Origin of the sequence: Duncaniella muricolitica (assembly GCF_910574735.1) — a bacterium.
Lineage (GTDB): Bacteria > Bacteroidota > Bacteroidia > Bacteroidales > Muribaculaceae > Duncaniella > Duncaniella muricolitica.
On sequence record NZ_CAJTCF010000001.1, the window covers coordinates 31,988 to 57,864 of the forward strand.

18 protein-coding genes are annotated in these 25,877 nt (G+C 53.2%); 8 read left to right on the forward strand and 10 right to left on the reverse strand.

Going from position 1 to position 25,877, the window contains the following annotated elements:
• The first annotated feature begins 22 nt into the window (after positions 1-22).
• The 3 genes from QGT73_RS00130 to ftsH all read left to right on the forward strand — a co-directional run bounded on the left by QGT73_RS00130 (position 23) and on the right by ftsH (position 3,302).
• Positions 23-628, forward strand: coding sequence for an IMPACT family protein (locus tag QGT73_RS00130; RefSeq protein WP_280120939.1), 606 nt, complete (start codon positions 23-25; stop codon positions 626-628).
• Between the two features lie 156 nt (positions 629-784).
• Positions 785-1,147 (forward strand): ribosome silencing factor, encoded by a 363-nt coding sequence (gene rsfS / locus QGT73_RS00135; protein WP_123616129.1) that lies wholly within the window; start codon positions 785-787, stop codon positions 1,145-1,147.
• 49 nt (positions 1,148-1,196) lie between these two features.
• Entirely contained in the window at positions 1,197-3,302 is a 2,106-nt protein-coding gene (gene ftsH / locus QGT73_RS00140; RefSeq protein ID WP_280120993.1) for an ATP-dependent zinc metalloprotease FtsH, read from the forward strand.
• Between the two features lie 80 nt (positions 3,303-3,382).
• Here ftsH and gadC read toward each other — a convergent pair whose 3' ends face one another.
• From gadC to tamL, 10 genes are all read right to left on the reverse strand, one after another.
• Positions 3,383-4,921 carry a glutamine/gamma-aminobutyrate antiporter GadC gene (gene gadC / locus QGT73_RS00145; RefSeq protein ID WP_280120940.1) on the reverse strand — a complete coding sequence of 513 codons (1,539 nt, stop codon included), beginning with the start codon at positions 4,919-4,921 and terminating at the stop codon, positions 3,383-3,385.
• 119 nt (positions 4,922-5,040) lie between these two features.
• A complete protein-coding gene (gad, locus tag QGT73_RS00150; protein ID WP_280120941.1) occupies positions 5,041-6,465 on the reverse strand; it encodes a glutamate decarboxylase in 1,425 nt (474 codons plus the stop codon).
• Between the two features lie 267 nt (positions 6,466-6,732).
• Entirely contained in the window at positions 6,733-8,121 is a 1,389-nt protein-coding gene (gene glmM, locus QGT73_RS00155) for a phosphoglucosamine mutase (protein ID WP_123616132.1), read from the reverse strand.
• 57 nt (positions 8,122-8,178) lie between these two features.
• Positions 8,179-8,751, reverse strand: coding sequence for a BamK family beta-barrel-assembly machinery protein (bamK, locus tag QGT73_RS00160; protein WP_280120942.1), 573 nt, complete (start codon positions 8,749-8,751; stop codon positions 8,179-8,181).
• 69 nt (positions 8,752-8,820) lie between these two features.
• A complete protein-coding gene (locus QGT73_RS00165; RefSeq protein WP_280120943.1) occupies positions 8,821-9,876 on the reverse strand; it encodes a DHH family phosphoesterase in 1,056 nt (351 codons plus the stop codon).
• Between the two features lie 109 nt (positions 9,877-9,985).
• Entirely contained in the window at positions 9,986-12,067 is a 2,082-nt protein-coding gene (locus tag QGT73_RS00170; protein WP_280120944.1) for an outer membrane beta-barrel family protein, read from the reverse strand.
• Between the two features lie 140 nt (positions 12,068-12,207).
• Positions 12,208-13,188 (reverse strand): hypothetical protein, encoded by a 981-nt coding sequence (locus QGT73_RS00175; RefSeq protein WP_280120945.1) that lies wholly within the window; start codon positions 13,186-13,188, stop codon positions 12,208-12,210.
• Positions 13,189-13,227: 39 nt separating this feature from the next.
• Positions 13,228-15,354 carry a sensor histidine kinase gene (locus QGT73_RS00180; RefSeq protein WP_280120946.1) on the reverse strand — a complete coding sequence of 709 codons (2,127 nt, stop codon included), beginning with the start codon at positions 15,352-15,354 and terminating at the stop codon, positions 13,228-13,230.
• Between the two features lie 59 nt (positions 15,355-15,413).
• Positions 15,414-16,088, reverse strand: a complete 675-nt coding sequence (locus QGT73_RS00185) for an HAD family hydrolase (protein WP_280120947.1) — start codon at positions 16,086-16,088, stop codon at positions 15,414-15,416.
• A 26-nt stretch (positions 16,089-16,114) separates the two neighbouring features.
• Complete coding sequence (gene tamL, locus QGT73_RS00190) at positions 16,115-18,460, reverse strand: translocation and assembly module lipoprotein TamL (protein WP_280120948.1); 2,346 nt, start codon at positions 18,458-18,460, stop codon at positions 16,115-16,117.
• Positions 18,461-18,628: 168 nt separating this feature from the next.
• Here tamL and QGT73_RS00195 point away from each other — a divergent pair, with 168 nt between their 5' ends.
• From QGT73_RS00195 to QGT73_RS00215, 5 genes are all read left to right on the forward strand, one after another.
• Positions 18,629-19,540: a hypothetical protein gene (locus QGT73_RS00195; RefSeq protein ID WP_148070471.1), complete on the forward strand. Its 912-nt coding sequence runs from the start codon at positions 18,629-18,631 to the stop codon at positions 19,538-19,540.
• A gap of 1 nt (position 19,541) precedes the next feature.
• Positions 19,542-20,258 carry an MgtC/SapB family protein gene (locus QGT73_RS00200; RefSeq protein WP_280120949.1) on the forward strand — a complete coding sequence of 239 codons (717 nt, stop codon included), beginning with the start codon at positions 19,542-19,544 and terminating at the stop codon, positions 20,256-20,258.
• A gap of 70 nt (positions 20,259-20,328) precedes the next feature.
• Positions 20,329-22,584 carry a monovalent cation:proton antiporter family protein gene (locus tag QGT73_RS00205; protein WP_280120950.1) on the forward strand — a complete coding sequence of 752 codons (2,256 nt, stop codon included), beginning with the start codon at positions 20,329-20,331 and terminating at the stop codon, positions 22,582-22,584.
• Positions 22,585-22,607: 23 nt separating this feature from the next.
• Positions 22,608-23,642, forward strand: coding sequence for a serine/threonine protein kinase (locus QGT73_RS00210; protein ID WP_280120951.1), 1,035 nt, complete (start codon positions 22,608-22,610; stop codon positions 23,640-23,642).
• A 209-nt stretch (positions 23,643-23,851) separates the two neighbouring features.
• Positions 23,852-25,864, forward strand: a complete 2,013-nt coding sequence (locus tag QGT73_RS00215) for an alpha amylase C-terminal domain-containing protein (protein WP_280120952.1) — start codon at positions 23,852-23,854, stop codon at positions 25,862-25,864.
• Positions 25,865-25,877 lie beyond the last annotated feature (13 nt).

The window sequence follows — 25,877 nt, forward strand, 5'->3', positions numbered from 1 at the left end:
CCGGAGGTACCGATCTCTTGAAATGGCCAAATATCTGACCATACCAAAATCAGGCGAAGGGATTTATCGCGAAAAGATGAGCCGCTTCCTGGCCTTTGCACTTCCGGTGTCGTCGGTCGACGAGGCCCGGGAGTGCATAGCATTGTATGCCAACGAGTATCATGACGCACGTCATGTCTGCTGGGCCTACATGGTCGGGGCCGACCGGCTCACATATCTTTCGAGCGACAACGGAGAGCCTTCCGGCACGGCCGGCAAACCGATACTCGGACAGATCAACTCTTTTGGCCTGACCAATGTGGTCGTGATAGTGGTCAGATATTTCGGAGGCATCAAGCTCGGCACCTCCGGACTTATCACAGCCTATCGCGAGGCCGCACGTCTGGCTCTCGATGACGCCGGCACGGTCGAAGGCCGCGAAATGACTCAGATGAGCGTGACATTTCCCTATCTTGCTATGAACGACGTGATGAAGATTATCAAGAGCACTTCGGCCTCTGATGCAGTGAAGATTACTGGACAGGAGTTTGACAATACCTGCACTCTCACACTGTCACTTCCGCTCGACATCGTGCCTGTCATAGCCGCACGGCTTGATGCTGTCTCCGGCACCTCGCTAAACTATTGACGTGTCATTATTGTTTAGAAAGGTGAGCGATAAAAAACGGCAGAACGGACAACGTGTTATGAGCAAAAATGACTACCTTTGTGACTTGACGCCGTTAATATTCATCCACATTAAAAGTTTCAACGAAGAAATATTTTCAGACAACCCCTATAATTCATGACAGACAACACTACTGACCTGCTCCCGATGATAATCGAAGGTATACAGGACCGAAAGGGCAAACATATCACCGTCGTGGATCTCAGCGACATAGAGAGCGCGGCCGCTTCGCGCTTCGTGATATGCGAGGGCACCTCGTCGCAACATGTGGCCGCAGTGGCCGACAGCGTGCGCGACTATCTTTTTGAGCACGGTCGCATCAAACCATACAACTATGACGGATATACCAACTCTCAATGGATTGTCATAGACTATGACGACACCATGGTACATGTGTTTCTCCCCGAGACACGCCGTCTCTATGATCTCGAAGGACTCTGGAGTGATGCGCGCATCACTGAGATTCCCGATCTTGACTGACGTGTCATCTTTTTTCATATTCATCGACCTCACCTAACTACCGCATATGATGAGTACCCCCGATAACAGACCCAAGAAGGGCGGCATACGCTTCAGCATGTACTGGGCATATGCCATAATTATAGTTTTCCTTGTAGGAATGCTATATATCGACGACAATTCCTTGACCAAGGACGTGAGCTACTCCAAGTTTGAGCAGTATGTCGCGTCGGGAGGAGTCGAAAAGATTACGGTCTTCACCAACACCAACAAAGCCGAGGCTGTTGTCTCCGACTCGTTGGCCCGTACCATATTCCATGAGAGCCAATACAAGCCCGACGGCGGTGTGGTGGCCCATATTGTCACCGACATCCCTTCGGCCGACAAGATGAAGGATCAGATTGATGTATGGAAGGCCGAGGGCAAGTTTCACGGTGAGGTTAATTACGAGAAAACATCCGACTACTCCTCGATACTCTGGACTTTCGGGCCTATCATCCTGCTTGTCGCTTTCTGGTTCTTCATGATGAAACGCATGTCGGGCGGAGCGAGCGGTGGCGGACCCGGCGGAGTGTTCAATGTCGGTAAGTCCAAGGCCAAGGTCTTTGAGAAAGGTGAGGCTACCAATGTTACGTTCAAGGATGTTGCCGGACTCACCGAACCCAAGACCGAGATACGCGAGATTGTCGAGTTTCTTCGCAACCCGCAGCGTTACACCGACCTTGGCGGCAAGATACCCAAGGGCGCGCTGCTTGTAGGCCCTCCCGGAACGGGTAAGACCCTTCTTGCCAAGGCTGTTGCCGGCGAGGCCAACGTGCCTTTCTTCTCGATGTCGGGCTCCGATTTTGTCGAGATGTTTGTCGGCGTGGGTGCATCGCGTGTCCGCGACCTCTTCCGCCAGGCCAAGGAGAAGGCTCCATGCATCGTGTTTATCGACGAGATTGACGCCGTGGGCCGTGCGCGTGGCAAGAATCCCAATATGGGTGCCAACGACGAGCGCGAAAATACGCTCAACCAGCTCCTCACCGAGATGGACGGTTTCGGCACCAACAGTGGCGTGATTATCCTCGCCGCCACCAACCGTGCCGACATTCTTGACAAAGCCCTTCTGCGTGCCGGACGCTTCGACCGTCAGATTACAGTCGACCTCCCCGAACTCAAGGACCGTATAGAGATTTTCAATGTCCATCTGCGCAACATCAAGAAGGACGACAGCGTGGATGTCGAAGTGATGGCCCGTCAGACGGCCGGATTCTCGGGCGCGGATATAGCCAACGTATGTAACGAGGCCGCGCTTATAGCAGCACGTAACAATAAGAAGACCGTCGACCGCGACAGTTTCATGTCGGCCATTGACCGCATCATCTGCGGTCTGGAGCACAGTTCCAAGATTATATCGGCCGACGAGAAAAAGGCTATCGCCATCCACGAGGCCGGACACGCTACAGTGTCATGGTTTCTGGAGTATTCCAACGAGATGGTCAAAGTCTCCATCGTGCCCCGCGGCATGGCTCTCGGTGCGGCATGGTATATGCCCGAGGAGCGTCAGATTACACCGCTGCAGGCTCTGCTCGACCAGATGTGTATGACCCTCGGCGGTCGTGCGGCTGAAGAACTCACCTTTGGACAGGTGTCGACAGGCGCGCTCAATGACCTTGAGAAAGTCACCAAGATGGCCTATGCTATTGTGGTCTATTACGGCATGAGCGAGAAGCTCCCCAACGTATGTTACTACGACTCCACCGGTCAGGCCTACGGTTTCTCCAAGCCTTATGGCGGTGAGCGGGCAAAGCAGATTGACGACGAGGTGTCACGAATCATCAACGAGCAGTATGAGCGTGCCAAGAGCATCATCCGCGAGCATAAGGACGGACACGCCCGTCTGGCCGAGACCCTTCTCACCAAGGAAGTGATGTATGCCGAAGACCTCAAGGAGATATTCGGCCCGCGTCAGTGGCGTTCGCGCACCGAGGAGATAATGCGTCTCCAGGCCGAACGCGACGCAGCCCGCGAGGCAGCGCAGCAGGCACAGTCCGAATCGTCTGCTGACAATGCCGACGACACTCCTGCCACACCATCATCCGATGCTCCTGAAGACGTCGAGGCGGTAGAAGTTTCTTCTCAGACCACACCTCCTCCGTTTAAAGGCATAGAAAAACAGGATAACGATCAATAGGTAATTTTAGATACACTATATATAAAAGGCTCAGAAAACGTCGGTTTCCTGAGCCTTTTATAATATCATGAATCTTTATCTCAATTCTCAACTTTTTCATACTCTTCTTCGGCTTTCTTGAGAGCGGCTTGTGAGGCCGGATCTTTCTGCCAGTGGAAGGGGACGAAATTGCTGCCCGGCTGTACCCACGACGGTTTGCGGAACGCAAGTATGATAAACGGAAGTATCACAAACAGAGCCACACCTCCGAAGAGCACTGCATACCACACGGTGGTCGAGCCCATGGCTACCTGGTCGGGCGGGAAGAAACTCAGCACAAATGCAAGCAGCGAGCCGAGAAAACCGACTCCGCCTACAACCCACATCAGCAAGTTGCCGCGTTTGCCTATACGGAAAGGCCGCTTGACATTCTTCATGTTATAACGAAGATAGATTGCGGCTGCAAACATTAGCAGATACGCTATAAGATACAGCAGCACGGTAAGCTGTGACAATATCTGGTAGAAACTCTGTACCGACGGCATGACTACAAACAGCAGTGAGAGTAATGTCACGGCAAGACCCTGGACGAGCAGTATGTTTTTCTGCACACCGGCCTTGTTGGTCTTCTGGAAAAATTTTGGCAGATAACCGGCTTGCCCGACGGCAAAAACTCCCTTTGACGGGCCGGCCACCCAGGTGAGCACTCCGGCAAGCACTCCGAATGCAAGTGCGATGGCTATGACAGGTGTGAACCACTCCATGTGGAATGCCTGGAAATAATTGTCAAACCCCACAAGCAGACTCTGCACGAGATTTATATCCTTGGCCGGAATAATGACACCGAGAGCATACGTGCCGAGTACAAATATCAACACCGTCACAAGCGCGCCGCCAAACACGGCTTTTGGATAGTTGACCGCAGGATTGGAAATGTCTCTGACGTGCACGCCCGACATTTCCATACCGGCATAAAATAGAAATATCGAGGCGGCCAGCACTACGTTGTCAAAGTTGGTAAGGTCGGGCCAGAAGTCTCCGTGAAAATTCATCTCGGAGTGGCCTCCGCTTGCAAGATATACGACTCCACACACCACCAGCAGGATTGCCGGTATTATAGTGCCCACCATGCCGCCTATTTTTGATATTTTGCCCACCCAGCCAAGTCCTTTCAGCGATATGAGCGTGGCTATCCAGTAGATGGCGAGCACTACTGCGATTGTATAGAGCTTATTGGCTGCGAGATGTGAGTCGGCCACATGGTCCATGCCGATGAAGGCCAGTGATACGGCTCCGAAGGTCAGCACGGTCGGAAACCATATGGTGCTCTCGACCCATTGAAGCCATATGCCCAGAAATCCGAGTTTGCTCCCGAAAGCCTCGCCTATCCAGCGAAACATTCCGCCCTGCTGGTAAGGAAACATGGCGGCAAGCTCGGCCGCTACGAGTGATACGGGTATAAGAAATACCAGTGCGGCGAAAAGATAATAGAACGCCGAGCTCATGCCGTATTCAGCCTCGGCCGGAAGTCCTCGCAGCGATACCACCGCCACGATATTCATGATCATAAGGGTGAAGACACCCAGTTTTGCCGCCTGCTTCACCTTGGAAGTCTTGGCGGGAGCCGTTTGAGTTGCCATAATGTAGAGGGTCTTGATAGTTGAATCCGTCTGCTCGGAGCTGTGTCTGTATAAAGAGACCGGCCGGTTGCCACAGTCACGCGACAGGGGCAGCCGGCCGGTCACATCAGCTTCGATACTTATTTACCGGTGTGGTTGAATGTCTTGGCCACGAGAGGAGTATTTTTCTCCATGGCGATACGTGTCGGGGTCGGATATTCGAGCTTGTTGAGCTCGTCGACGGCAAACCGTATGTCGGCCAATAGCTGGTCGGCCATGTCGCGGCTGAAACCCTGCTTGCACAGCACGCGCATCACCACCATCTTTTCGATATTGGCCGGCATCGCATATGCAGGCACCATCCAGCCCTTCTGGGCCAGTTTGTCCTGAAGGTCATAGAGTGTCCATTTGGCCGACTTCTGAACCTCGGGCTTCATAAGCCATACAAATATCGGGTTGGGCACCTCCGGGGCATAAGGCTGGAACTCGGCCATCGACCCTATCTGCTCGTGGAGATATTTGGCCACCATGAGCGAGTTGTACTGCACGTTCTTGTAGCCCTCAAATCCGAGGCGTATGAACTGATAATACTGTCCGAGTATCTGTGCGGCCGGACGTGAATAGTTAAGTCCCACCTGTGTCACCTCGGCTCCGAGATAGTCTACCGTAAACGACATGTCATCGGGTAGGTATTTCTTGTCTTTCCATACCACCCATCCGAGACCCGGATACACGAGGCCGAACTTGTGGCCCGATGTGCTTATCGAAAGCACCCATTTGAGTCGGAAATCCCACTTCTTTTCCGGATTGAGGAACGGCAGTATGAATCCGCCTGACGCTGCGTCGATGTGTATGCACACCTCGTTGCCCGTCTCTGCGTTATATTTGTCAAGAGCCGCGTCAAGAGCCTCTACGTCATCGTTGAGGCCTGTCCATGTGACACCCATGATAGGCACGACACAGATGGTGTTTTCGTCACACATCTTGATTGCGGCGTCGATGTCAAGTGTAGGATGCTCTACCGAGAGTGGCACGCAACGCATCTCGATATCCCAGAACGATGCAAACTTCTCCCATACTATCTGATAGCCGGTCGAGATTACCATGTTGGGTTTGTCATAAGGTTTGCCCGCCTGTTTGCGGCGTTCGCGCCAACGCTTGAGGGCAGCGATGCCGCCGAGCATACAGGCCTCTGACGAACCTATGGCCAATGCGCCGGCTTTCCACTTGTTGGTCTCGGGCGTGTTCCACAGGTTGGCCATGATGTTGATACATTTCTGACACATCACGGCTACGCGCGGATATTCGGTCTCGTCAATATAGTTGATGTTGATGGCCTCGTTCATCAGACGGGTCGCATACTCGTCCATATATGTAGTAACGAATGTTGCCAGATTGAGTCGGGGCTGTGTCTGGGCGAAGGTTTCGTCCTTGACCATCTGATAGGCTATTTCAGGAGTGGTCGGGCCGTCAGGGATTTTTTCAACGGGTGCTGATTTCAGCATGGCGTCAGAGCCGAATACATCGGTCTTGGCATCGCCTTTGCGGAAGTTTGTGTCGAGCATAACAGTAATATTTTTTGAATAAATATGTTAGGATAAATGTTGACAGACCGAATACTGACGTTGCCTTGTAGCGGAATATCAAGCCTGACTTTATTATAACACTCCCGACTATCGATTATATCTTGCCCGATGAGTTAAATGAACATAAATTATTGAAAACAAATGCTTATTAAAGATATGAAAAATCGGGAGCCGCGATTTGTGTCGTGGCTCCCGATACCTGAGATTTATTTATAATGATGTGAGGCTATTGTGACTCGGATATTTTTATCCGGCTATCTCTTTGATTACAGCCTTGATGCTCTCAGCCAGCTCATCGGCTTCGGCCATTGTGTGGGCCTCGCTGTAGATGCGGATGATAGGTTCGGTGTTTGACTTGCGCAGGTGTACCCACGAGTCGGCAAAATCTATCTTCACACCGTCGATGTCGGTGATGCGCTCTCCGGCATAACGTTCTTTCACAGCCTGGAGTATGGCGTCGACATCAAGGTCAGGTGTGAGTTCGATTTTGTTTTTGGCTATTTCATAGGCCGGATATGTAGCGCGAAGTTCGCTAACCTTCTTGCCGCTCTTGGCCAGCAGGGTCAGGAAGAGAGCCACGCCTACCAGTGCGTCGCGTCCATAGTGGGCGGCGGGATAGATGACTCCGCCGTTGCCTTCGCCTCCGATGATGGCGTTGGTCTCCTTCATCTTGGTCACTACGTTGACCTCGCCTACGGCGGCTGCGTTGTAGGTGCATCCGTGGGCGGCGGTTACGTCACGAAGGGCGCGTGACGAGCTGAGGTTTGACACTGTAGAGCCGGGGGTGTGCGACAGTACATAATCGGCTATCGATACGAGGGTATATTCTTCGACAAACATGCGGCCATCCTCCATCACGATAGCCAGACGGTCAACGTCCGGGTCTACCACAAAGCCTACGTCGGCCTTTCCGTCGGCCATGAGCGACGAGATCTGGGTCAGGTTCTGCGGGATGGGTTCGGGTGTGTGGGCAAACTTGCCTGTGGCCTCGCAGTTGAGTTCTATGATATTTTTCACGCCGAGAGCGCGGAGCAACTGCGGGATTACGATACCGCCCACCGAGTTGACAGCGTCGACGGCTACCGTAAAGTTGGCCTTGGCTATGGCATCGGTGTCCACAAGTTCAAGAGCGAGCACCTGCTCGATGTGACGGCGGTTGTAGGTGTCGTTTACATATTCATGTCCGAGATTATCGACTTCGGCAAAGGTGTATTCGCCGCTTTCGGCTATGCGCAACACCTCTTTGCCCTGTGCGTCGTTGAGAAATTCGCCTTTCTCGTTGAGGAGCTTGAGGGCGTTCCACTGCTTGGGGTTGTGGCTGGCTGTGATGATGATGCCTCCGATCGCGCCTTCCTCCACTACAGCTATCTCTGTTGTAGGTGTCGAGGCCAGACCGATGTTGACCACATCCATGCCCATGGCTGTGAGGGTGCTGGTGACGAGATTGCTGACCATGGGGCCGCTCAGACGTGCGTCGCGACCCACTACGATGGTGCGCGAGTTGCCCGTGGCATTACGGCTGATAAGTGTTGCGTAAGCGGCTGTAAACTTTACAATGTCCAGTGGAGAGAGGCCTTCGCCGGGTGCGCCGCCTATGGTGCCGCGTATACCGGAAATAGACTTGATGAGTGACATTTCTTTACGTTGTGATTAATGTTATATCTATTACTATCGTTTAATTTGTCGTGTAGGTTACATTGCGGGCTTGTAATAAGCAATTTCATAGAGATAGGGCACCACATAGCTCATGGTGGATGTCGGACCTGCCTGCGACTTGATTATCACATTGACTTTGCAGTCATATCCAAGCAGTCCGACGGGTATCTGTATGCCTGTGCCATACTGCGATGACTGTTCGATGGTGAAGTCGTCATACAGGAAATAGGTGGGGTTCGAGTTGCCGGTATTGTTGAGGTTGCCGGTGCCGATGTTGTCATCGCTCCCTACCACATAGTAGTTGAGGTCATAGCTCAGATAACGGAAATACACGCGGTCGCCGGTCTCGGGAAATACTCCGTCACCTTTTCTCAGTACCTGCATATACACGTTGCCTTCGTCATCCACGCGATAGTAGGGTGCGTCGGGGCCCACTTCACACTCGTCCACACCGGGAAACTCTTCAAGCACCCTGTGTTCGGCAAGAAATGCGTTGACCAGCTTGTTTTCGTCATTGAGCAGGTCGGCATAGCTTTTTGAATCGCTGCACGCGCTTGTGACAAGGAGGATGGCAAGGAGAGAGAATATGGATAGGATATTGCGTTTCATCAATCGGTTGGTTTAAATTCGTAGGATGGATTAATAGGGGTTATTGATATCGGTTTACTTGAACAGGGTCTATTCAAGCAGGTTTTCATATTGGGGTATGGTCTCGAGCAGATAGGTGATGGCCTGTGACAGCGAGCCGTGATATTCTCCGCCCGAGGCGTTGACGTGGCCTCCGCCCGAGAAGCTTTGTTCACACACGAGGTTGACGGGAAACGACCCTTTGGAGCGCATCGACACTTTCACATAGTCTTTGGCATCCTCGCGCAGATATATCGACCACTGCACTTCGGGGATCGAGAGCGGCACGTTGACCAGTCCCTCGGTGTCACCTTTGGAGTAATCGAAATCTTTAAGTTCCTCGCTGCTGAGAGTGATGAGGGCCACGCGTCCGTCACACAGATATTGTGTGCGATACTGTGCATATCCGTTGATGCGTATGCTTGTCTGGGTGGCGTTGTTGTGGATGAGTTTATATAGATTGTCCTTGTCGATGCCTTTGCGCAGCAAGTCGTGGACAATGAGGTAGAGGTCGGGGTCGTTGGAGTTGTAGGAGAAGTTGCCCGTGTCGGTCATCATGCCGGTGTAGATACAGGCAGCCGCGCTGCGGCTGAGTCGTCGCGCCCATCCGGCCTGCCACATGAATATATACATCAGTGCCGAGGTCGATGATACTTCGGGATGTGAGATAAGTATCTCGCAGTCTATCACCGGGCCGAGATGATGGTCGATGACGATGCGTCGCGCCTGTGACTGCTCAAACTTTTCACACAGTCGGTCGACGCGCTTCAGGTCGTTGAAGTCGAGGCAAAACACCAGATCGGCGTCGGCGATGAGTTCGGCGGCGCGTTCGGGAGTGCGTGTGGCGGTCACGATGTCACGTATGCCCGGCATGAACTGCAGGGCCTTGGGCGGACAGTCGGCTGTGACCACCACTGCGTTTTTGCCCAGTGATCGGAGCGTCGAGCACAGAGCCAGGCTTGAGCCGAGTGCATCTCCGTCGGGACTTACATGACAGGTTATTACCGTATTGCGCGAGCCAAGCACGAGCTGCTTCACCCGCTCAACAATATCGGGGTCGATTACGGTATTGAACCGATTTCTTCGCTGTTGAGGTGTTGTTTCCATAATAGCAACCGCAAAGTTACGAAAAAAACGGAAATAAGCCTCATTTTTCGAACCTCTCACAATAATAAAAATAGTGAATAATTACGTCGGTCACCTGTCTGATATACTGTCACAGACGCTTCATTTCCGATTCGTCCGCGGTTTTGCCCTTATATTTGTTCTTGCGCGGGTTGAACTGATATATGATGTTGAGTGTCACTCCGCGGCGGTCATACTTCTGACGTTTGTCAACAAATACGCCATACGTGTTCATTGTCCAGTCATTATTGGCTGTGTTGAATATGTCGGTGGCAGTCAGTCTTACGTTCAGTGATTTGTTTAGGAATGTTTTCCCGACCGATAAGTCTGCGGTGAGCCATGTGGAGCCGAATTGGTTGGTGTGCATGTCACCGCGGCTTCTGCCTCCGATGTTGACCGTTGCCGACCAGCCTCGCGGCAGTGCGAATGTGTTGTTGATATCATATGAGAATATTGGCCTGTCATAGCTTGTGCCGGCAATATCGAGCCATTGACGGTAAAGACCGAGAGTGGCGTTGGGAGTCCAGCATCCTATCCTCCTGCCCCATACGAGATACATGCTGAAAGCCGTGACATCTATGTTGACCGGATGCATGAGCAACTGTAGATTGTCGGCCGGATAGACTTGTTTGACAAATGCATAGGTGTCACGGCTTCTTGTCATGTCGGCCTGAAGCATGAAGTCATCATGCATCGCCATCAGTTGCAGGTCGTGCATGTGCTCGTCGCGCAGAGCCGGATTGCCCCCTTCGATTTCATGCAGTCCCGTGTAGGAGAGCGAACCTGTGAGATGTGAGTACGGAGGCTTTACCTTAGCCATCTTATAACTGAGGCTTAGTTGTGAGCGGTCATTGAATGAATACCCGAGGGAAATGTCGGGGGTAAGGAGGTGGCTGCGGCGGCTCATGTCATCGTCGCGTATGCCGTTGACCTTAAAGATATAGTCGACATATTCGTAACGTGCACCCGCAGTCAGCCTGAATCTGTCCGTCATATAGGACCATGATGCGAAGAGGGCGGCCGATGTCTGACCGGCATCTGTGAGCGACGAGGGGATGTATTGCCCGACCGTCGCGTTGAGCATGCGATAGTTGAGTGTGGTATGGGTATGGCTGTCCTGCGTGCCTATTGTGAAATCACCGTTGAGAAAAGGGAAATCGACATATAGTTTCCCTGCCCATAGCGTTGACCTGCGTATGTCGGTGGAGTTTACGGCTTCGATGTCGGAGGCGGGATAAGAGGTCGAGACACTGTTGTCGGTCATAGAGTGTCTGAAATCGCCGTCGAAATGTATCAGATACCTGCCGTCGACACTGTTTTCATAATAAGCTGAGACGAGATGGCTGTGTGAGCCGGTAGATTTATATATATCGCGCGACAGCGGTGTGCTGTTGTCTGTCAATTCCGAGCCTGAATTGTACAGGCTGCTTTTTTTGGGATTATAACGGTAATATGTACCGAAACAGCGGTTGCCCTTGGCATAGTTCATTCCTCCGCGGATTACACCGGAGTTGGATGGATAACGGTTGTGCTGTGAACTGCCGACGACGGTCTCTTTTCCGTCATGAAGGAGTGTGTTGGTTGTCAAGCCGGTGATAATCTTGTCATCATGACTGAAAGTGCCGTCAAGATATATGTCCCAGTCACCCGTGCGGTAGTTGAGACTGAGATCTTCCGCGATCGACCATCGGCGACGGCGTTGCAGGGTCACACGGTCGGTCAGTGACAGCCCTTGTGCGAAATTGTGGCGTGTCGTGATTTTCAGTACAGCGTCGGTGGTGCTTTCATATGCCGCACCCGGAGCCATCAGCAGCTCCACTTTGCGGATGTTGGACGATAGGAGTTGCTGTAGCTCCGTCTCTTCGCGCATTGGCCGGCCGTCAATCATAATCCTGACATTGCTTTTGCCTGTGATGCTGACCGTGTTGTCCGTGACATTTATCATCGGCAGTTGAGCGAGCACATCAAGAGCGTTGCCGAGTCCGGCAAGAGTTGTGCCTGTGATTGTCGAGACGAGTGTGGTACCTACAAGTTTTGTAGCCGGCAGGTTGGCCGTCACGACGATTTCTTGCAACTGTCGGGTGAGGCTGTCGGTCGGTTGGGTGGAGTGGGCGGTCACCGAAATGGTGCAGGCGGCAACCGTCATGAGCGGGGTGATGATTTTTACATTCATGCGGGTTGTTTTTGTGCAAAATTACGCATGAAAGTGTGCTCAACCCAAAATAAAAGTCTGACCGATTGGATTGTAATGACTTGTTACATAGTGATGTATTGCCTTGGGCTATGTAAAAATCTGACAGCTGGATTTTACTGTCAGAAAATGCTCTCAAAATCACATCTGTCACAGTCTGTGGCGTTGAGAAGTCTCTTTTTCAACCTTGATTTTCTCTTGTAGATTACATCGGTCGACTCGTCGAGCAGAAGACTGATGGTACGTGTCGAAAGATTGCTTGCGAGATACACGGCGAGCTGATAGTCTTCGGGCTTGATGTCGGGAAGAGTCTGCCTGACTCGCTCAAGTATGTTGTTACGGCAATCATTGACCACTCGCTCCATCTTGGGGAACGAGTCGGTGCGTACAGCCTCGATTTCGGCTTTGACTTTTTCGGCTATAGCTTTGCGCTCAGTCCTGGTGCCTTGTGATTCATAATAAGTCTGACACAGCGAGTCGATTAGTGAAAACCTGTTGTCAAGCAGACTGTGGAGAGTGTTTTGCAGTCGGCTCACGTCACAGCTTCGGGCCTCTATTTCGGTTTTCAGTCCCGAGGCTTCAGCCATCAGCGCGTCATTTTTTGCCGATTGCAGTCTGAGCCTCTGGCGCATCCATATGATTGTCCCGGCCGCGAGCATTATGACAATTATCGTTATATAAAACAATTTTTCCCCGGCGGCACGCTCCTTGTATAGCATAAACTCTTTCTCTTTCTGCAGATAGAGAGCTTTGGCAAGTTCGTCGTGGTTGCCATAGCTCTTGATAATCGCTTTAAGACGCGATGCTTTCTGAAACTCGTCGCGCAGATTGTGCCCGCCATAATAATCGACCGCTATATTAATTATGGTGTCGGTCGGAGCCGTAAGTCGGTTGGCCACCATCGCCTCGCTGTAAAGCAATGCCCATCTGGCCATAGTCGCTGAATCATCAAGCTCCGAAATATCCAGGCTGTTAAGACACGACAATGCGGCTTGCGGGTCTTCCGTCATAAGACGCTGGGCCTCGTCAAGTACTTTAGGACGGGAGGCTGTGTAGCTGCATCCCGTAAACAGAAGTATGACTATGTACAATAAATGACGCATGTTACTATATAGGTGGCTGATTGGTTGGATATGGTCAGTCTATCTTCCCAGCAATGATAAGCAGAATCGGGCTCCGGCCTTGTAGGAGGTGTCGAGCCAAAGGTCGCCGCCGAGATGTCGGGCGAGCAGACGCGAGATGGTGAGTCCGAGTCCTGCGCCCTGCGAGTCGCGGTCGAGCTTGACAAAGCGGTCAAAAATCTTTTCCTTGTTCTCGGGATTGATGCCTATGCCGGTGTCGGTGACAGTGAATATCATCTCCTTTCCATCACGTCCTGTGGTGTATGACAGCACTATGGAGCCAGTGGCGGTAAATTTGGCGGCATTGGTGAGAAGATTGTTGAGTATCTGCTGTAGCCTTATCGGATCGGTGAAAAAGTCGGCATTCGGCACATCGTGGTCAAGCGAGAGTGTTACCCCCGGCGTGACGCGGTGTCTCACGCTTGCGATTGTGGCTTCACACAAGGCTTTGACCTGCACCACCTGGGCCTGGATCGGCAGCGGGTTACTCTCTATCTCCGACAGCCGCAACACATCGTTGATGATGGTGCTCAGCAGCTCGCTGTTCAGTTCGAGCAGGTCGGCAAACCGTGCCAGGTGGCGGGCCGACTGGTTAGGGGGCGTGTCGCTTTGCGTCGACGGAGCGTTGGCCACACAGTCGGCTATCAGATGGGAGTATTCGGTGATGGCCTGTAGCGGCACTTTCACCTCATAGCTCATGTTTTTGATAAAGTCGCTTTTGAGATTGTTGGCTTTCTGGGCCTGGTCGCGTGCGCGTATGAGTTCGGCCTTGGATTTGCGCAGGTTCTCGCCCTCGGTTACGAGGCGGTGGTTGGTCTGTGACAGGTTGTGGGTGAGCTGGCGGTTTTTGCGGTATTGCCTGAACAGGACTATCACAAAAATTGCGAGCACCGCAAGGGCACATAGCGACACTACGATAATGATGCGCTGCATGGCAGCCTCCGATTCGCGGCGTTGCAGCTCCATGACTCCGAGATTGTGTTTCATCTCATATATCGCATAGGCGGTCTGCAATTCGCGGTAACTTTTGCCGGAGCGTTCGTCAAGCTCAGCCCTGAGCGCGTCGGCATAGTTGAGACCTGCCTTGAGCAGAGTCTCTTTATATCCGAGTGCTTCGGCACACTCCATCATGTAGTGCAACAGCCTGAGGCGTTGAGGTGCGGCATAAGGTTCGTCGATGACTTGGGTCAGAAGCGGCAGGGCCCGTCGGTAGTCTTTGTGATACATCGCGTGATATATCTCGGCCATCGGAGCCTTGTCGTATGTCTCGCGTATGGCCGGGTCGGAGGCGAGCAGTCCTGTGGCCTTGCGGTAATATTCCTCGACCTGTGAGGGTGATAGTATGGCGAAGTTGGAGAGCAGGCGGGTGTATATGGTGTAGTACGACGTATTGTAATTGCGGTATATGCGTCCGTTGTCGTGATAATATTTCTCGAGTTTGGCAATGTCGGCAAGTACTTTCATGTCGGCCGCGACAGATTTTTCAGGGCGTGATGAGGCGAATATTGTCGCAGCATGGACATTATAGGCATTGCGCAGCGAATAGGCGGTCGGGGGCAGCCGGTTGATCATCCTGTCGAGCGAGTCCATGTATGCCGCAAGTATGTCGCTCGAAGTGTCGTCAGAGAGCAGCAGACACACACCGTGAGTCAGGGCTATATGGTCATAGAGGTCTGTAGCCGGCGCACTTTCGATTTCCTCGAGATATTCCTGGAGAGAGTTGGCGCGCTCCACGCTGTCACTGTAGCGGGCACGGCGCATGTTGTCCATGAGTCGTATGAATGTGAGAGTCTCGCGCCGGTCGTTGCTGTCGGCACATGCGAGAGCCCATTGGGTGAGTCGTTCGAGCTCGTCTGACTCACGCATGCGGCGGTTTGCCTGGTTGCGTATGACGTCAAGGGCTGTACGTTGGTCGCCGGCCCGCATGGCGGTGTGATAGAGTGTGTCGCCGATGGCTGTCGACTGCTCGCGCGGCAATATATCGTAGAGATTGCAGAGCGTGCTGGTGGAGTCGGATGCCGTGCGGGCATCGCGTAGTTCGGCCCGGAGCGAATCGACCGCATGGCAGTTCTCGGGCAACTCACGGGAGTAGGTGAGTCCCGGCAGCAGCACTGCGATTATGGTTAATATGTATGAGAGTCGGGACATCGGATTGCCGGGATTATGTGTTGTCAGGTCTGTTGTGTTATGAATTGGATGCGAAAGCCTCACACATCAAGCTCGAGGCCGGGCCGGCGCACGATGGTGATGATTTCGTCGGGTGTGTTGACGATATTGTCGGCATAGGTCTCGCGCAGTTCTTTGACTGGACGGAATCCCCATGTGACTCCGCATGAGTCGACACATGCGCGTCGGGCCGTCTCCATATCCACGCCCGAGTCGCCTACGTAGAGCACTTTCGACTTGCGGGTCGGCACTTTGCCGAGTATCTCAAACACTATCGAGGGGTCGGGCTTTACGGGCACTCCCTCCTTCTGGCCTTCGACCGCACTCCAGGGGATGTCGGGGAAGAAACGGGCTATAAGCATCTCTACAGCCTGCTGATATTTGTTGGAAGCTACGGCTACTTTCACGTCCATGTCGACGAGAGTGTGGAGCAGTTGCCGTATGCCGGGATATGGTTCGGTCGCGTCGGCCATATGCTCGTCGTAATACTCGCGGAATTTCTCACGCATGGCCTCGATGATTTCGGGCGTGCGCACATCTTCGGGCAGTGCTCGCTCTATAAGCCTGGTCACGCCGTTGTCCACAAACATCGGGTAGGACGCGAGACTGTGCTCGGGATACCCGCTCTCTCTGAGCGCGTGATTGGTGGCCGAGCCGAGGTCGGAGATGGTGTTGAGGAGTGTGCCGTCGAGATCAAATATTACGAGTCGTTTCATAATGCTTGGTTTTTGCTGTGGTTGTGTCAGAAAGGATAGCCCACCGAGAAGTGTACGGCTGTGTTGCGGTGCCAGTCGAAGTGGAGCAGTGGCCAGCGTTCCTGTCCCTCGGCCGGGTTGTAGGCCTTTATGCCGAGGTCGAGACGCAGCAGGAAGTAATTGAAGTCCATGCGCAGACCTATACCGTATGACCATGCTATCTGTTTCCAGAAGGTGTCGAAGTGAAACATGCCTCCGGGCTGGTTTTCGTAGTTGTGTATTGTCCAGATGTTGCCGGCGTCGATAAACGCGCCTCCTTCGAGCACCCAGAAGAGTTTGGCCCTGTACTCCACGCTCATGTCAAACCGGATGTCGCCGCATTGGTTCATGAAGTAGGTCACGGAGTTGTGGGAGTTGTAACTGCCCGGACCGAGTGTACGCACGCCCCATCCGCGCACTCCGTTGGCTCCGCCGGCATAAAAGCGTTTCTCAAACGGGAGCACGCGTGAGTTGCCGTAGGGAAATCCGATGCCTGCGCCCACGTGGAATGCAAGCGAGTGGCGGTGGTCGAAGTTGCGTGTGAGTGCATAGTCGACCTCGCCCTTTACATATTGCGAGAAGCGTGTGTTGAACACCTCATACACTCCGTCGTCGGGACGATGAGCGAGAATCCGCGAGCCGAGATAGAGCAGGTTGCCGGCTGTCTCGGCCGAGGCGCGTATGGTGTAGACCATAGGCTGGATGCCGCGCGTGCGTCCGACAGCCGAGGGTATGCGCTTGTTGGAGTTGTAATATCGGTAACCCATGCTCATGATGAAGTGGTCTTCATAGCTGTAGCGGAGCAGGGGATTGTCGGGCGCGATGGCGTCGAGAAAATCGTTGGTGCGCTCGGGGAGGTACACATAGTTGATGTCGATGAGGTCAAACTCGTGACGCCGTGTGTTGGTGCGGTTGACCCACTTGTATTTCCACGCCGCACCCGAGATGATGCGGGTGTACTCGGGCCGCTCCTGATAGTTGCCCGATATGGCCAGCTCGGAGGTCACGTTGAAACGCTGGCGCATGCTCAGTGGTGCAAAGGGAAATTCAAAGCGCGGGAATGTGATGCCGACCTCTCCGGCATATTCGGTGTAGCGGTCGTTGATGAGTCCGTTGAACGAGCCCGACAGGCTTTCGTAGTTCATGCGCAGACGGGCAGTGAAGAGCTGTGAGCCGCGGGCCAGATTGCGGTGCTGATAGGTGGCTCCGACACCAAATCCGAGATCGCCCTCCGAGTTGGTGCCCTCGACATCGAGGGTGATTGACTGTTTCTTGTTGCGCGACAGCAGTATGTATACGTCGAGCAGCCGGTCGGCTGTGGCTGTGGTGTCGGCCGTGGCTGCCTCGGGCACCAGCTCTATGTTGATTGACTTGAGTATGCCCAGACGTGCGAGCGACTCATATGTGCGGTCTACACTGTGGGTATTGTAGAGCTGTCCCGGCACGAGGAAACATTTTTCCTCAAGAGTGCCCGGGGTGAGATAACGGTCGGGACCGTAGAGTATCTCTACATTTTTATAATGTACGGTGTCGAGTTCGGCACGTGTGCGGTCGATATCGGTGATGAATATGACGCGGCCTATGCGGTAGAGCGAGTGGATCGCGAGCGAGTCGGCCCGGGTGTCGGCTCCGGCCGGTCGCTGCGGCGGCTTGACTGTCATGGTGAGGATGACGTCGTGTGACATCTCGGCCGTGTCGGCGTAATAGGTTATGTAGTCTTTGTTGAACGCATAGTAGCCGTGGTCGCGCAGACGGCGGGTGATGAGAGTGCGCTCCGCGTCAAGGTTGTCGCGGTCAAACTTGTCTCCTTTTCTGACCGTGAAGCGTGCCGAGTCGGACATTATGACCTGTGCCACCGACGTGTCGGGTATTTCATAGTTGATGGCCGAGATGCGATGGGGCTCGCCTGTGACTATCCTGTAGTTTACGTCGATTTTTTTCTTGTCGGGCCTCATCATCGTGTCCACCTCCACCTGCGCGCCGAGATACCCGCGGTTGATCATCGCCAGTTGCAGTTGGCGCGCCGAGGCGTCGGTTAGTGTCTGCTGATAGAGCACAGGGGGCTGACCCATGCGGCGCACCCAGCGGTTATACCATTTGGTGGTGTCGTTGCCCGAGAGATTATAGGTGCCGAGCTGCAGTTTCCAGAATCCGAGCACACGGTGGTTGGGGGTCTGGCGCAGATAATTGTATAACTCGGAAGACGACACGTCCTTGTCGCCCTCCACATCAATCTCTACATTGTCGAGCAGGAGATTTCCCTCCGGCACATGGCGCGTCGCGCTGCATCCGGTCATCATCAGCGATGCAACAGCTACGGCTTGTAGAGCCACTTTATGTAGCCATTCTCTCATTGCTGATACAAAGGTACTCCTCCCGCGTCAAATTCACAAATCGTAAGGGATAAAAATTTGCGAGATACGCGTACGTTTAGTAATTTTGCACCTATATTTTTATTCAGGCACTTATTTGTGCAGTAATCAACGGACAAATCTACGAATTAAACTCACGTAATCATAGAAATGAAAAATAAGTTATCACCTCTGATGATTGTCGCCGCCATTCTCGCGATACTGTTGCTGCTGGCGGTAGGTTTCGGTGTCACACAGGTCGCTTCGCTGAAGTCGCAGGTGCAGCAGGCTCAGTTGCAGAACGAGGAGCTAAAGCTCGACAACGAGCAGTTGCAGCTCTCCAACGAGTTTGATCTGCTCAACTCCGAGTTTCAGCAATATGAAAACCAGGCCCAGCGTCTGGCCAACGATACTATCCTTGCAAAATATACCGCAGCCAAGACCAAGGTGGAGCAGCTTATGAAAGAGCTGAAAAACGAGAAGGTGAAGTCGCAGGCCCGCATCAAGGAGCTGCAAAACGAGATTTCGACCCTCAAAGGCCTTCTCCGCCATTATATAGCCCAGATTGATTCGCTCAACAAGGAGAATGCCGGTCTGAAGGCCGAGAACTCAGAGATAAAGGCGCGCAACGAGCAGCTCAGCTCGAGGGTAATCGAGGAGACTCGCCGCAATGAGAATCTGAGCGAGCGCATGACTCTCGCCGAGAAGCTCAACGTCACCGGAGTATCGCTCACCGCGCTCAAGAAAAACGGCAAGGTGGAGAAGAATGTCACCAAGGCCAAGCAGCTCATGGTGAAATTCACAATACCTCAGAACAACTCGACACCCGTAGGCGAGAAGACTATCTATATGCGTCTCGTAAGCCCCGAAGGACAGTTGCTCGGCGGCGGTGCGTCGTTCCAGTTTGAGGGCAAGAGCGTACCCGCTTCGGCCCGCAAGAACATCGAGTATGCCGGCGAGGAGATACCCGGCATCACCATCTACTGGGATGTCAACACTACACTTACCCCCGGTGAGTATACCGTCGAACTCTTTACCGACGGCTATCGTCTGACCTCGCGTCGCTTTACTCTCAAGAAATAATATGCAGCAGTTCTGGCATCTCATCAACGAGGTTGAACTCACCTCGACCACGGCGATAGTGCGTATCGTACTTAGTCTGGTGCTCGGGTCGCTTGTAGGCATAGAGCGCAAGCGCAAGGGGCAGATGGCCGGACTGCGCACTTTTTCGCTCATATCGATGGGCGCGTGTATCGCCATGATGTTGTCGATATACGTCTGTCAGGAGACGGTGGGACTGCTTCGCGGCGACCCTTCGCGCATAGCCGCACAGGTGCTCTCGGGCATCGGTTTTCTCGGTGCCGGCACCATTATCCAGATGAAAGGCTCGGTGCGCGGACTCACCACCGCCGCCGGCATATGGATCATAGCCACAATAGGTATGGCGGTCGGATGCGGCCTCTATCTCATAGCGGTCGTTGCCACTCTGCTGGTGCTTATCGTGCTCACTCTGCTCGAGCAGCTCGAACATCGCGTTAACGTGGGCAATGAGGCCCGCACCATACGTCTCAAAGTCAAGGGTATAGTCAAGTCGATAGCTCCTTACCGCGAGGTGCTCGGCCGTTTCGGCATACATCTCTCCAAGGTCTATGTCGAGTATGACTACGACACGCAGGTGACGCGCCTCAATCTGCTGATACTCATAAGGGAACACAGCGACTTTATTTATGTATTCGACGCTCTGCACGATGTGTATCCCACCATAACTATCTCGCTCTCCAATCCGGCTGACCTCTCATAGTCCGGACAGACAGACTGTAGGGTAGGTATATTGCTGTGTCGAGACGACAAAAAATTTTTTAGTGAAACCTATGCTTAACATGATATTGGCTAACGTCCAGGCTGTCGCCGAGGCATTTAATGTAGAAGGTCTTATCAGTGACCTTGCTTTCATACTCATACTCGGAGCTGTTACTACCCTGCTGTTCAAATGGCTCAAACAGCCGGTAGTGCTTGGATATATAGTGGCCGGATTTCTCGCAAGCCCTCATTTTACCTATCTTCCGTCAGTGACCACCGAGGCCAATATCGACTTCTGGGCGCAGATAGGCATCATTGTACTGCTCTTTTCGCTCGGCCTTGAGTTCAGTTTCCGCAAACTGGTCAATGCCGGCGGCTCGGCCGTAGTCACGGCCCTGTTTATCGTGTGCGGCATGATGACGGCCGGATTTGCCGTCGGGCATGTGCTCGGATTCTCCAATATCAACAGTCTCTTTCTCGGCGGCATGCTCTCGATGTCGTCGACCACCATTATTATAAAAGCATTTACCGACCTCAATCTTCGCCACCGCAAGTTTGCATCTCTTGTGTTTGCCGTGCTCATTGTCGAGGACCTTTTTGCCGTGTTGATGATGGTGATACTTTCGTCGATAGCCATCAACAACAGTGTGGAGGGTACAGAGATGCTCTACAGTGTGAGCAAACTGGCGTTTTTCCTCATCATCTGGTTTGTGGTCGGAGTCTTTGTGCTGCCGTCGCTGCTCAACTCTCAGCGCAGATATCTCAACTCCGAGACGTTGCTTATCGTCTCGATGGGCCTGTGTCTCGGCATGGCGGTCTTCTCGGTGGCTTGTGGATTCTCGCTCGCGCTCGGGGCCTTTGTCATGGGCTCAATACTTGCCGGCACGAGTTTTGCCGAGCGCATCGAGCGTCTGACCATGCCGGTCAAAGACCTCTTCGGCTCGGTGTTTTTTATCTCGGTAGGCATGATGGTCAATCCGTCGATTATCGTTCAATACTGGCTGCCGATACTTGTGTTGTCGGGAGTGGTGATAGTCGGCATGATATTTTTCGGCACATTCGGTATGCTCCTCACCGGCCAGACTCTGAAAGTAGCCATAGAGAGCGGATTTTCACTCACGCAGATAGGCGAGTTTGCCTTTATTATAGCCTCACTCGGCATGGGGCTGGGTGTGCTTGACCCTCAGATTTATCCGATAGTGGTGGCTGTGTCGGTAGTCACGACATTTACCACACCTTATTTTATACGCATGTCGTCTCCGGCATATGACTTTGTGGAGCGTCATCTTCCCCGTCGGCTCCACTTTCTCATCGACCGTTATTCCGAGAGTGCCACGGCCGAGCAGAGTGTGGTCCGTGAGTTGTGGACAAGTCTGCTGAAACGCTATCTCTGGAGGGTGGTGCTTTATTCGATAGTGCTCATAGCAATGTGTGTCATCACGCTCCATTATATAGTACCGTTTGCCGTGGAGATGTTTCCTTCATGGGGTCGTCTGCTTGCCACTGTGGTCTCGCTTGCGGCCATGGCTCCGTTTCTCATGGCTCTTACATATCCGGCATCCAAAACCACCGAGCGCAAGCGTCTCCGCGAGTGCAACGCGCGTTTTGACGTGCCGCTGATTATCATGACCGTGGTGCGTCTGCTTATCGCCATGATTATCATGGTCTATCTGCTCAGTTCCATCTATTCTATGGCTGTGGGCTGGACTCTGGGCGTAGCTTTGTTCATAATACTGCTCATGACTTTCTCCAAGAGCGTCAAGGAACGGTTGTCGCGAATCGAGACCCGGTTTATTGACAATCTCAACGAACGCGAGCTGCGAAAGACGGGTGCCAAAAATTCTCTCGTTCCCACCATGCATCTTGCCTATATGACCGTCGGATATGACTGCCCCTTTGTGGGCGAGCAGCTCAAAAACTCGGGGTTGCGTTCGCGCTACGGGGTGTCGGTGTCATCGATACAGCGTGGCAATAACGTCATAATGGTGCCCGGAGCCGATGCCCGCATCTTTCCAGGCGACATACTCGGAGTCATCGGCAGTGACGAGGAGTTGCAGTCGCTGATACCTGTCGTCGAGGCCAATAATGACACCGAGTCACCTCAGGTTAGCGACGTGCGCCTTACCAGCGTGCGCCTCTCCGACCATTCGCCCGTGACCGGCAAGACTGTTGCCAAGTCGCGTATACGCGAGGATTATGAGTCGCTGCTTGTGGCAGTGCAGCGCGATGACAAGTATATACAGCCCGAAGCCTCGACGGTCTTCGCTCCTGGCGATGTGTTGTGGCTGGTGGGTGACGTCAACCGTCTGAAAGCACTTTCTGTCTGAAAATTCTCAATTCCCCAACCGTCATGATGCCTGAAAAAGCACTTACGCCCGGCACAGTCATCCGGGGCGAGAAACATACTTACAAAGTGGTGAGTCTGTTGCGAAGCGACGGGCAGGGCTACACCTATAAGACCGTGGTCAAGATAGGCACCGGCTCGCATGTCAGAGAGGTGTTTATGGTGGTCAGGGAGCACATGATGGCTCGCTGCTCCTGCTGCGGGGCCGACGGCATGACTGTCGAGACCCCCGACGACATAGCCCCGACAGTGGCCGGTTGTGTGGAGGCATTTGCCAGAGCCAGCCGCGAGCGTGCCAAGGTGACCGCCGACTCACCGTGGCTGATAAGGGTGATAGAGACCTTTGCGGCAAACAACACATATTATTATGTGGTCGAATATCTCGACGGCCAGACATTGCGTGAGTATGTGGAGTCGCATGGCGGATATCTATCGGTCGAGGAGGCCCGGCAGGTCCTGTCGCCGATATTCGATGCCGTGCGCACACTCCACCGTCACCATGTGATGCATACAGATATACATCCGGGCCACATAAGGCTTGTGAGGACGGGTAAGGAGCTGACCCCGGTGCTTTTCAGTCTCTACTCCACGCTTCATTTCAGTGAAGACGGCCTTCAGGAATGGGTGTTGCCGGCCATGAACTGCGAGGAGGGCTATGCTCCGCCCGAGCAATATGGCGCAATAGACCACTTCTATCCCCAGACCGACGTCTATGCCATGGCTGCCACGCTGGTCTACGTGCTTTCGGGACGTTCGCTTCCCGACTCGCGCACCATCACGGAGGAGGCGATACGCGACACACTGCCTCCGGCTCTGCCCGAGACTCTCGCTCAGGCCATAATCAATGCCCTCGAGCCCGATGTGAAGCAGCGCACATCGTCGATTTCGAATTTCCGCGAGGAGTTGCGCGAATTTTTTCGCAACATGTATGACGTGACAACGCGCAAGACTTCAGCCGATTCAGGTCTCTACGATTCGCATAGTGTGATGGGGGCGATCATGACCATGTTTAGAAAAGTTTTTGCTATCTTTGGTAAATGAGGTGTCAAATCATGTCCAAAATGCCTTGACGGGCAAATAAAATGACATATTATTGGGATAGCTCGAAGTTTTTTCGTAAGTTTGTACGTTATCTATAAGGATAGTGTGATAATCAATTGTTTTGACGGGCGCGCTTCGATGCGGACGGCCCGGCTGCTTGTTGACACATTCCTTTATGACAATTACCCTCACGATTATAATCGTCAATTATGAAAAAAAAGACTCTCAACATCCTCAAGAATGACCCGTGGCTCGAGCCGTATGCTTCCGCCATCATAGGACGACACAATGATGCCGTAAACAAAGAGCTGGAATTGTGCGGCCCTGACGGCAAGCTCGAATCGTTTGCCAACGCGCACAATTATTTCGGGCTCCACCGCACGGCCGACGGCTGGGTGTTTCGCGAATGGGCTCCCAATGCCACCGTGATTACGCTCATCGGTGATTTCTCCAAATGGAAGGAGCTTAAAAAATATGCCCTCAAGCCCAAGAAAAACGGTGTGTGGGAGCTGAAACTCAAAGGCGATGCCATCAGCCACGGCGATCTCTACAAGATGATTGTCACCTGGGATGGCGGACGCGGCGAGCGCATCCCGGCCTATGCCACCCGTGTGGTGCAGGACGAAAACACTCACGTGTTCTCTGCCCAGGTGTGGGCCCCCGATGCATACAAATGGAAGGTGAAACGGTTTCGTCCCGACACGCGTCCGCTGCTCATCTATGAGTGTCATATCGGCATGGCCCAGCAGCGCGAAGGGGTGGGCACATATGTAGAATTTCGCGACAACGTGTTGCCTCGCATCGCGGCCGACGGTTACAATGCCATACAGATTATGGCCATACAGGAGCACCCCTATTACGGGTCATTTGGCTATCATGTGTCGAGTTTCTACGCGCCGTCGAGCCGTTTCGGCACTCCTGAGGAACTCAAGAGCCTCATCGACCGTGCCCATGAGCTCGGCATCGCGGTGATTATGGACATCGTGCACAGTCACGCTGTGAAAAACGAGGTCGAGGGTCTCGGACGCCTTGACGGCTCGTATGACCAGTATTTCTATGGCGACGGCCGTCGCGAACATCCGGCGTGGGACTCGCTCTGCTTTGACTATGGTAAGAACGATGTCATCAACTTCCTGCTTTCCAACTGCAAATATTGGCTTCAGGAGTTCAAGTTTGACGGTTTCCGCTTTGACGGCGTTACCTCCATGCTCTATTACAGCCACGGACTCGGCCAGGCTTTCGGCTCATATGACGACTATTACAACGGCTCGCAGGATACCAACGCAATCACCTATCTGACCCTTGCCAACAAACTCATACATGAAATCAATCCCTCGGCCATAACCATTGCCGAGGAGATGAGCGGTATGCCCGGACTTGCCGTGCCTTTCAAGGATGGCGGCATCGGATTTGACTACCGTATGGCCATGGGCATTCCCGACTATTGGATCAAGACACTCAAGGAGCGCAAGGACGAGGACTGGAAACCCACATCCATATTCTGGGAGCTGACCAACCGTCGCGCCGACGAGAAGACCATCTCGTATGTCGAGAGTCACGACCAGGCTCTGGTGGGCGACAAGACTGTCATATTCCGCCTCATTGACAAGGAGATGTACTGGCACATGATGGTCGATGACGACAATATGGTCGTGGCCCGCGGCATGGCTCTCCACAAGATGATACGCCTCGTGACGGCTGCGACCATCAACGGCGGCTATCTCAACTTTATGGGCAACGAGTTCGGACATCCCGAATGGATTGACTTCCCCCGTGAGGGCAACGGCTGGAGCTACAAGTATGCCCGCCGCCAGTGGGATCTTGTTGACCGCGAAGATTTGAAATACAAATATCTCAACGCGTTTGACAATGATATGATACGTGTCATATCGGACGTGTACAACTTCCAGGCTCTGCCTGTCGACAAACTGTGGGAGAAGGACAGCGACCAGGTGCTCGCATTCCGCAGAGGAGACCTCGTGTTTGTGTTCAACTTCAATCCCGTCAAAGCGTTTACAGGCTATGGCATACTTGCCCCTGCCGGAGAGTATGAGGTGGTGTTGTCGACCGACTCGCCTGAATATGGCGGCTATGGCAACATTGATGAGAGCGTAAGCCATCTCACTCAGCACGACCCCCTCTTCGCGCCTGCCGGACGTGAATGGCTGCGTCTCTACATGCCGCCACGCTCGGCCCAGGTGCTCCGTCTTAAAAGACAATAAATAAAAATCATAA

What these genes read in the sequence shown, in the direction of transcription:
- QGT73_RS00205 (WP_280120950.1), top strand. Translation starts at nt 20,329, where the DNA reads ATGCTTAACATGATATTGGCTAACGTCCAGGCTGTCGCCGAGGCATTT.
- gadC (WP_280120940.1), bottom strand. Translation starts at nt 4,921, where the DNA reads ATGGCAACTCAAACGGCTCCCGCCAAGACTTCCAAGGTGAAGCAGGCG.
- QGT73_RS00200 (WP_280120949.1), top strand. Translation starts at nt 19,542, where the DNA reads ATGCAGCAGTTCTGGCATCTCATCAACGAGGTTGAACTCACCTCGACC.
- ftsH (WP_280120993.1), top strand. Translation starts at nt 1,197, where the DNA reads ATGAGTACCCCCGATAACAGACCCAAGAAGGGCGGCATACGCTTCAGC.
- gad (WP_280120941.1), bottom strand. Translation starts at nt 6,465, where the DNA reads ATGCTCGACACAAACTTCCGCAAAGGCGATGCCAAGACCGATGTATTC.
- tamL (WP_280120948.1), bottom strand. Translation starts at nt 18,460, where the DNA reads ATGAGAGAATGGCTACATAAAGTGGCTCTACAAGCCGTAGCTGTTGCA.
- QGT73_RS00175 (WP_280120945.1), bottom strand. Translation starts at nt 13,188, where the DNA reads ATGCGTCATTTATTGTACATAGTCATACTTCTGTTTACGGGATGCAGC.
- rsfS (WP_123616129.1), top strand. Translation starts at nt 785, where the DNA reads ATGACAGACAACACTACTGACCTGCTCCCGATGATAATCGAAGGTATA.
- QGT73_RS00170 (WP_280120944.1), bottom strand. Translation starts at nt 12,067, where the DNA reads ATGAATGTAAAAATCATCACCCCGCTCATGACGGTTGCCGCCTGCACC.
- QGT73_RS00185 (WP_280120947.1), bottom strand. Translation starts at nt 16,088, where the DNA reads ATGAAACGACTCGTAATATTTGATCTCGACGGCACACTCCTCAACACC.
- QGT73_RS00165 (WP_280120943.1), bottom strand. Translation starts at nt 9,876, where the DNA reads ATGGAAACAACACCTCAACAGCGAAGAAATCGGTTCAATACCGTAATC.
- QGT73_RS00215 (WP_280120952.1), top strand. Translation starts at nt 23,852, where the DNA reads ATGAAAAAAAAGACTCTCAACATCCTCAAGAATGACCCGTGGCTCGAG.
- glmM (WP_123616132.1), bottom strand. Translation starts at nt 8,121, where the DNA reads ATGTCACTCATCAAGTCTATTTCCGGTATACGCGGCACCATAGGCGGC.
- QGT73_RS00210 (WP_280120951.1), top strand. Translation starts at nt 22,608, where the DNA reads ATGATGCCTGAAAAAGCACTTACGCCCGGCACAGTCATCCGGGGCGAG.
- bamK (WP_280120942.1), bottom strand. Translation starts at nt 8,751, where the DNA reads ATGAAACGCAATATCCTATCCATATTCTCTCTCCTTGCCATCCTCCTT.
- QGT73_RS00195 (WP_148070471.1), top strand. Translation starts at nt 18,629, where the DNA reads ATGAAAAATAAGTTATCACCTCTGATGATTGTCGCCGCCATTCTCGCG.
- QGT73_RS00130 (WP_280120939.1), top strand. Translation starts at nt 23, where the DNA reads ATGGCCAAATATCTGACCATACCAAAATCAGGCGAAGGGATTTATCGC.
- QGT73_RS00180 (WP_280120946.1), bottom strand. Translation starts at nt 15,354, where the DNA reads ATGTCCCGACTCTCATACATATTAACCATAATCGCAGTGCTGCTGCCG.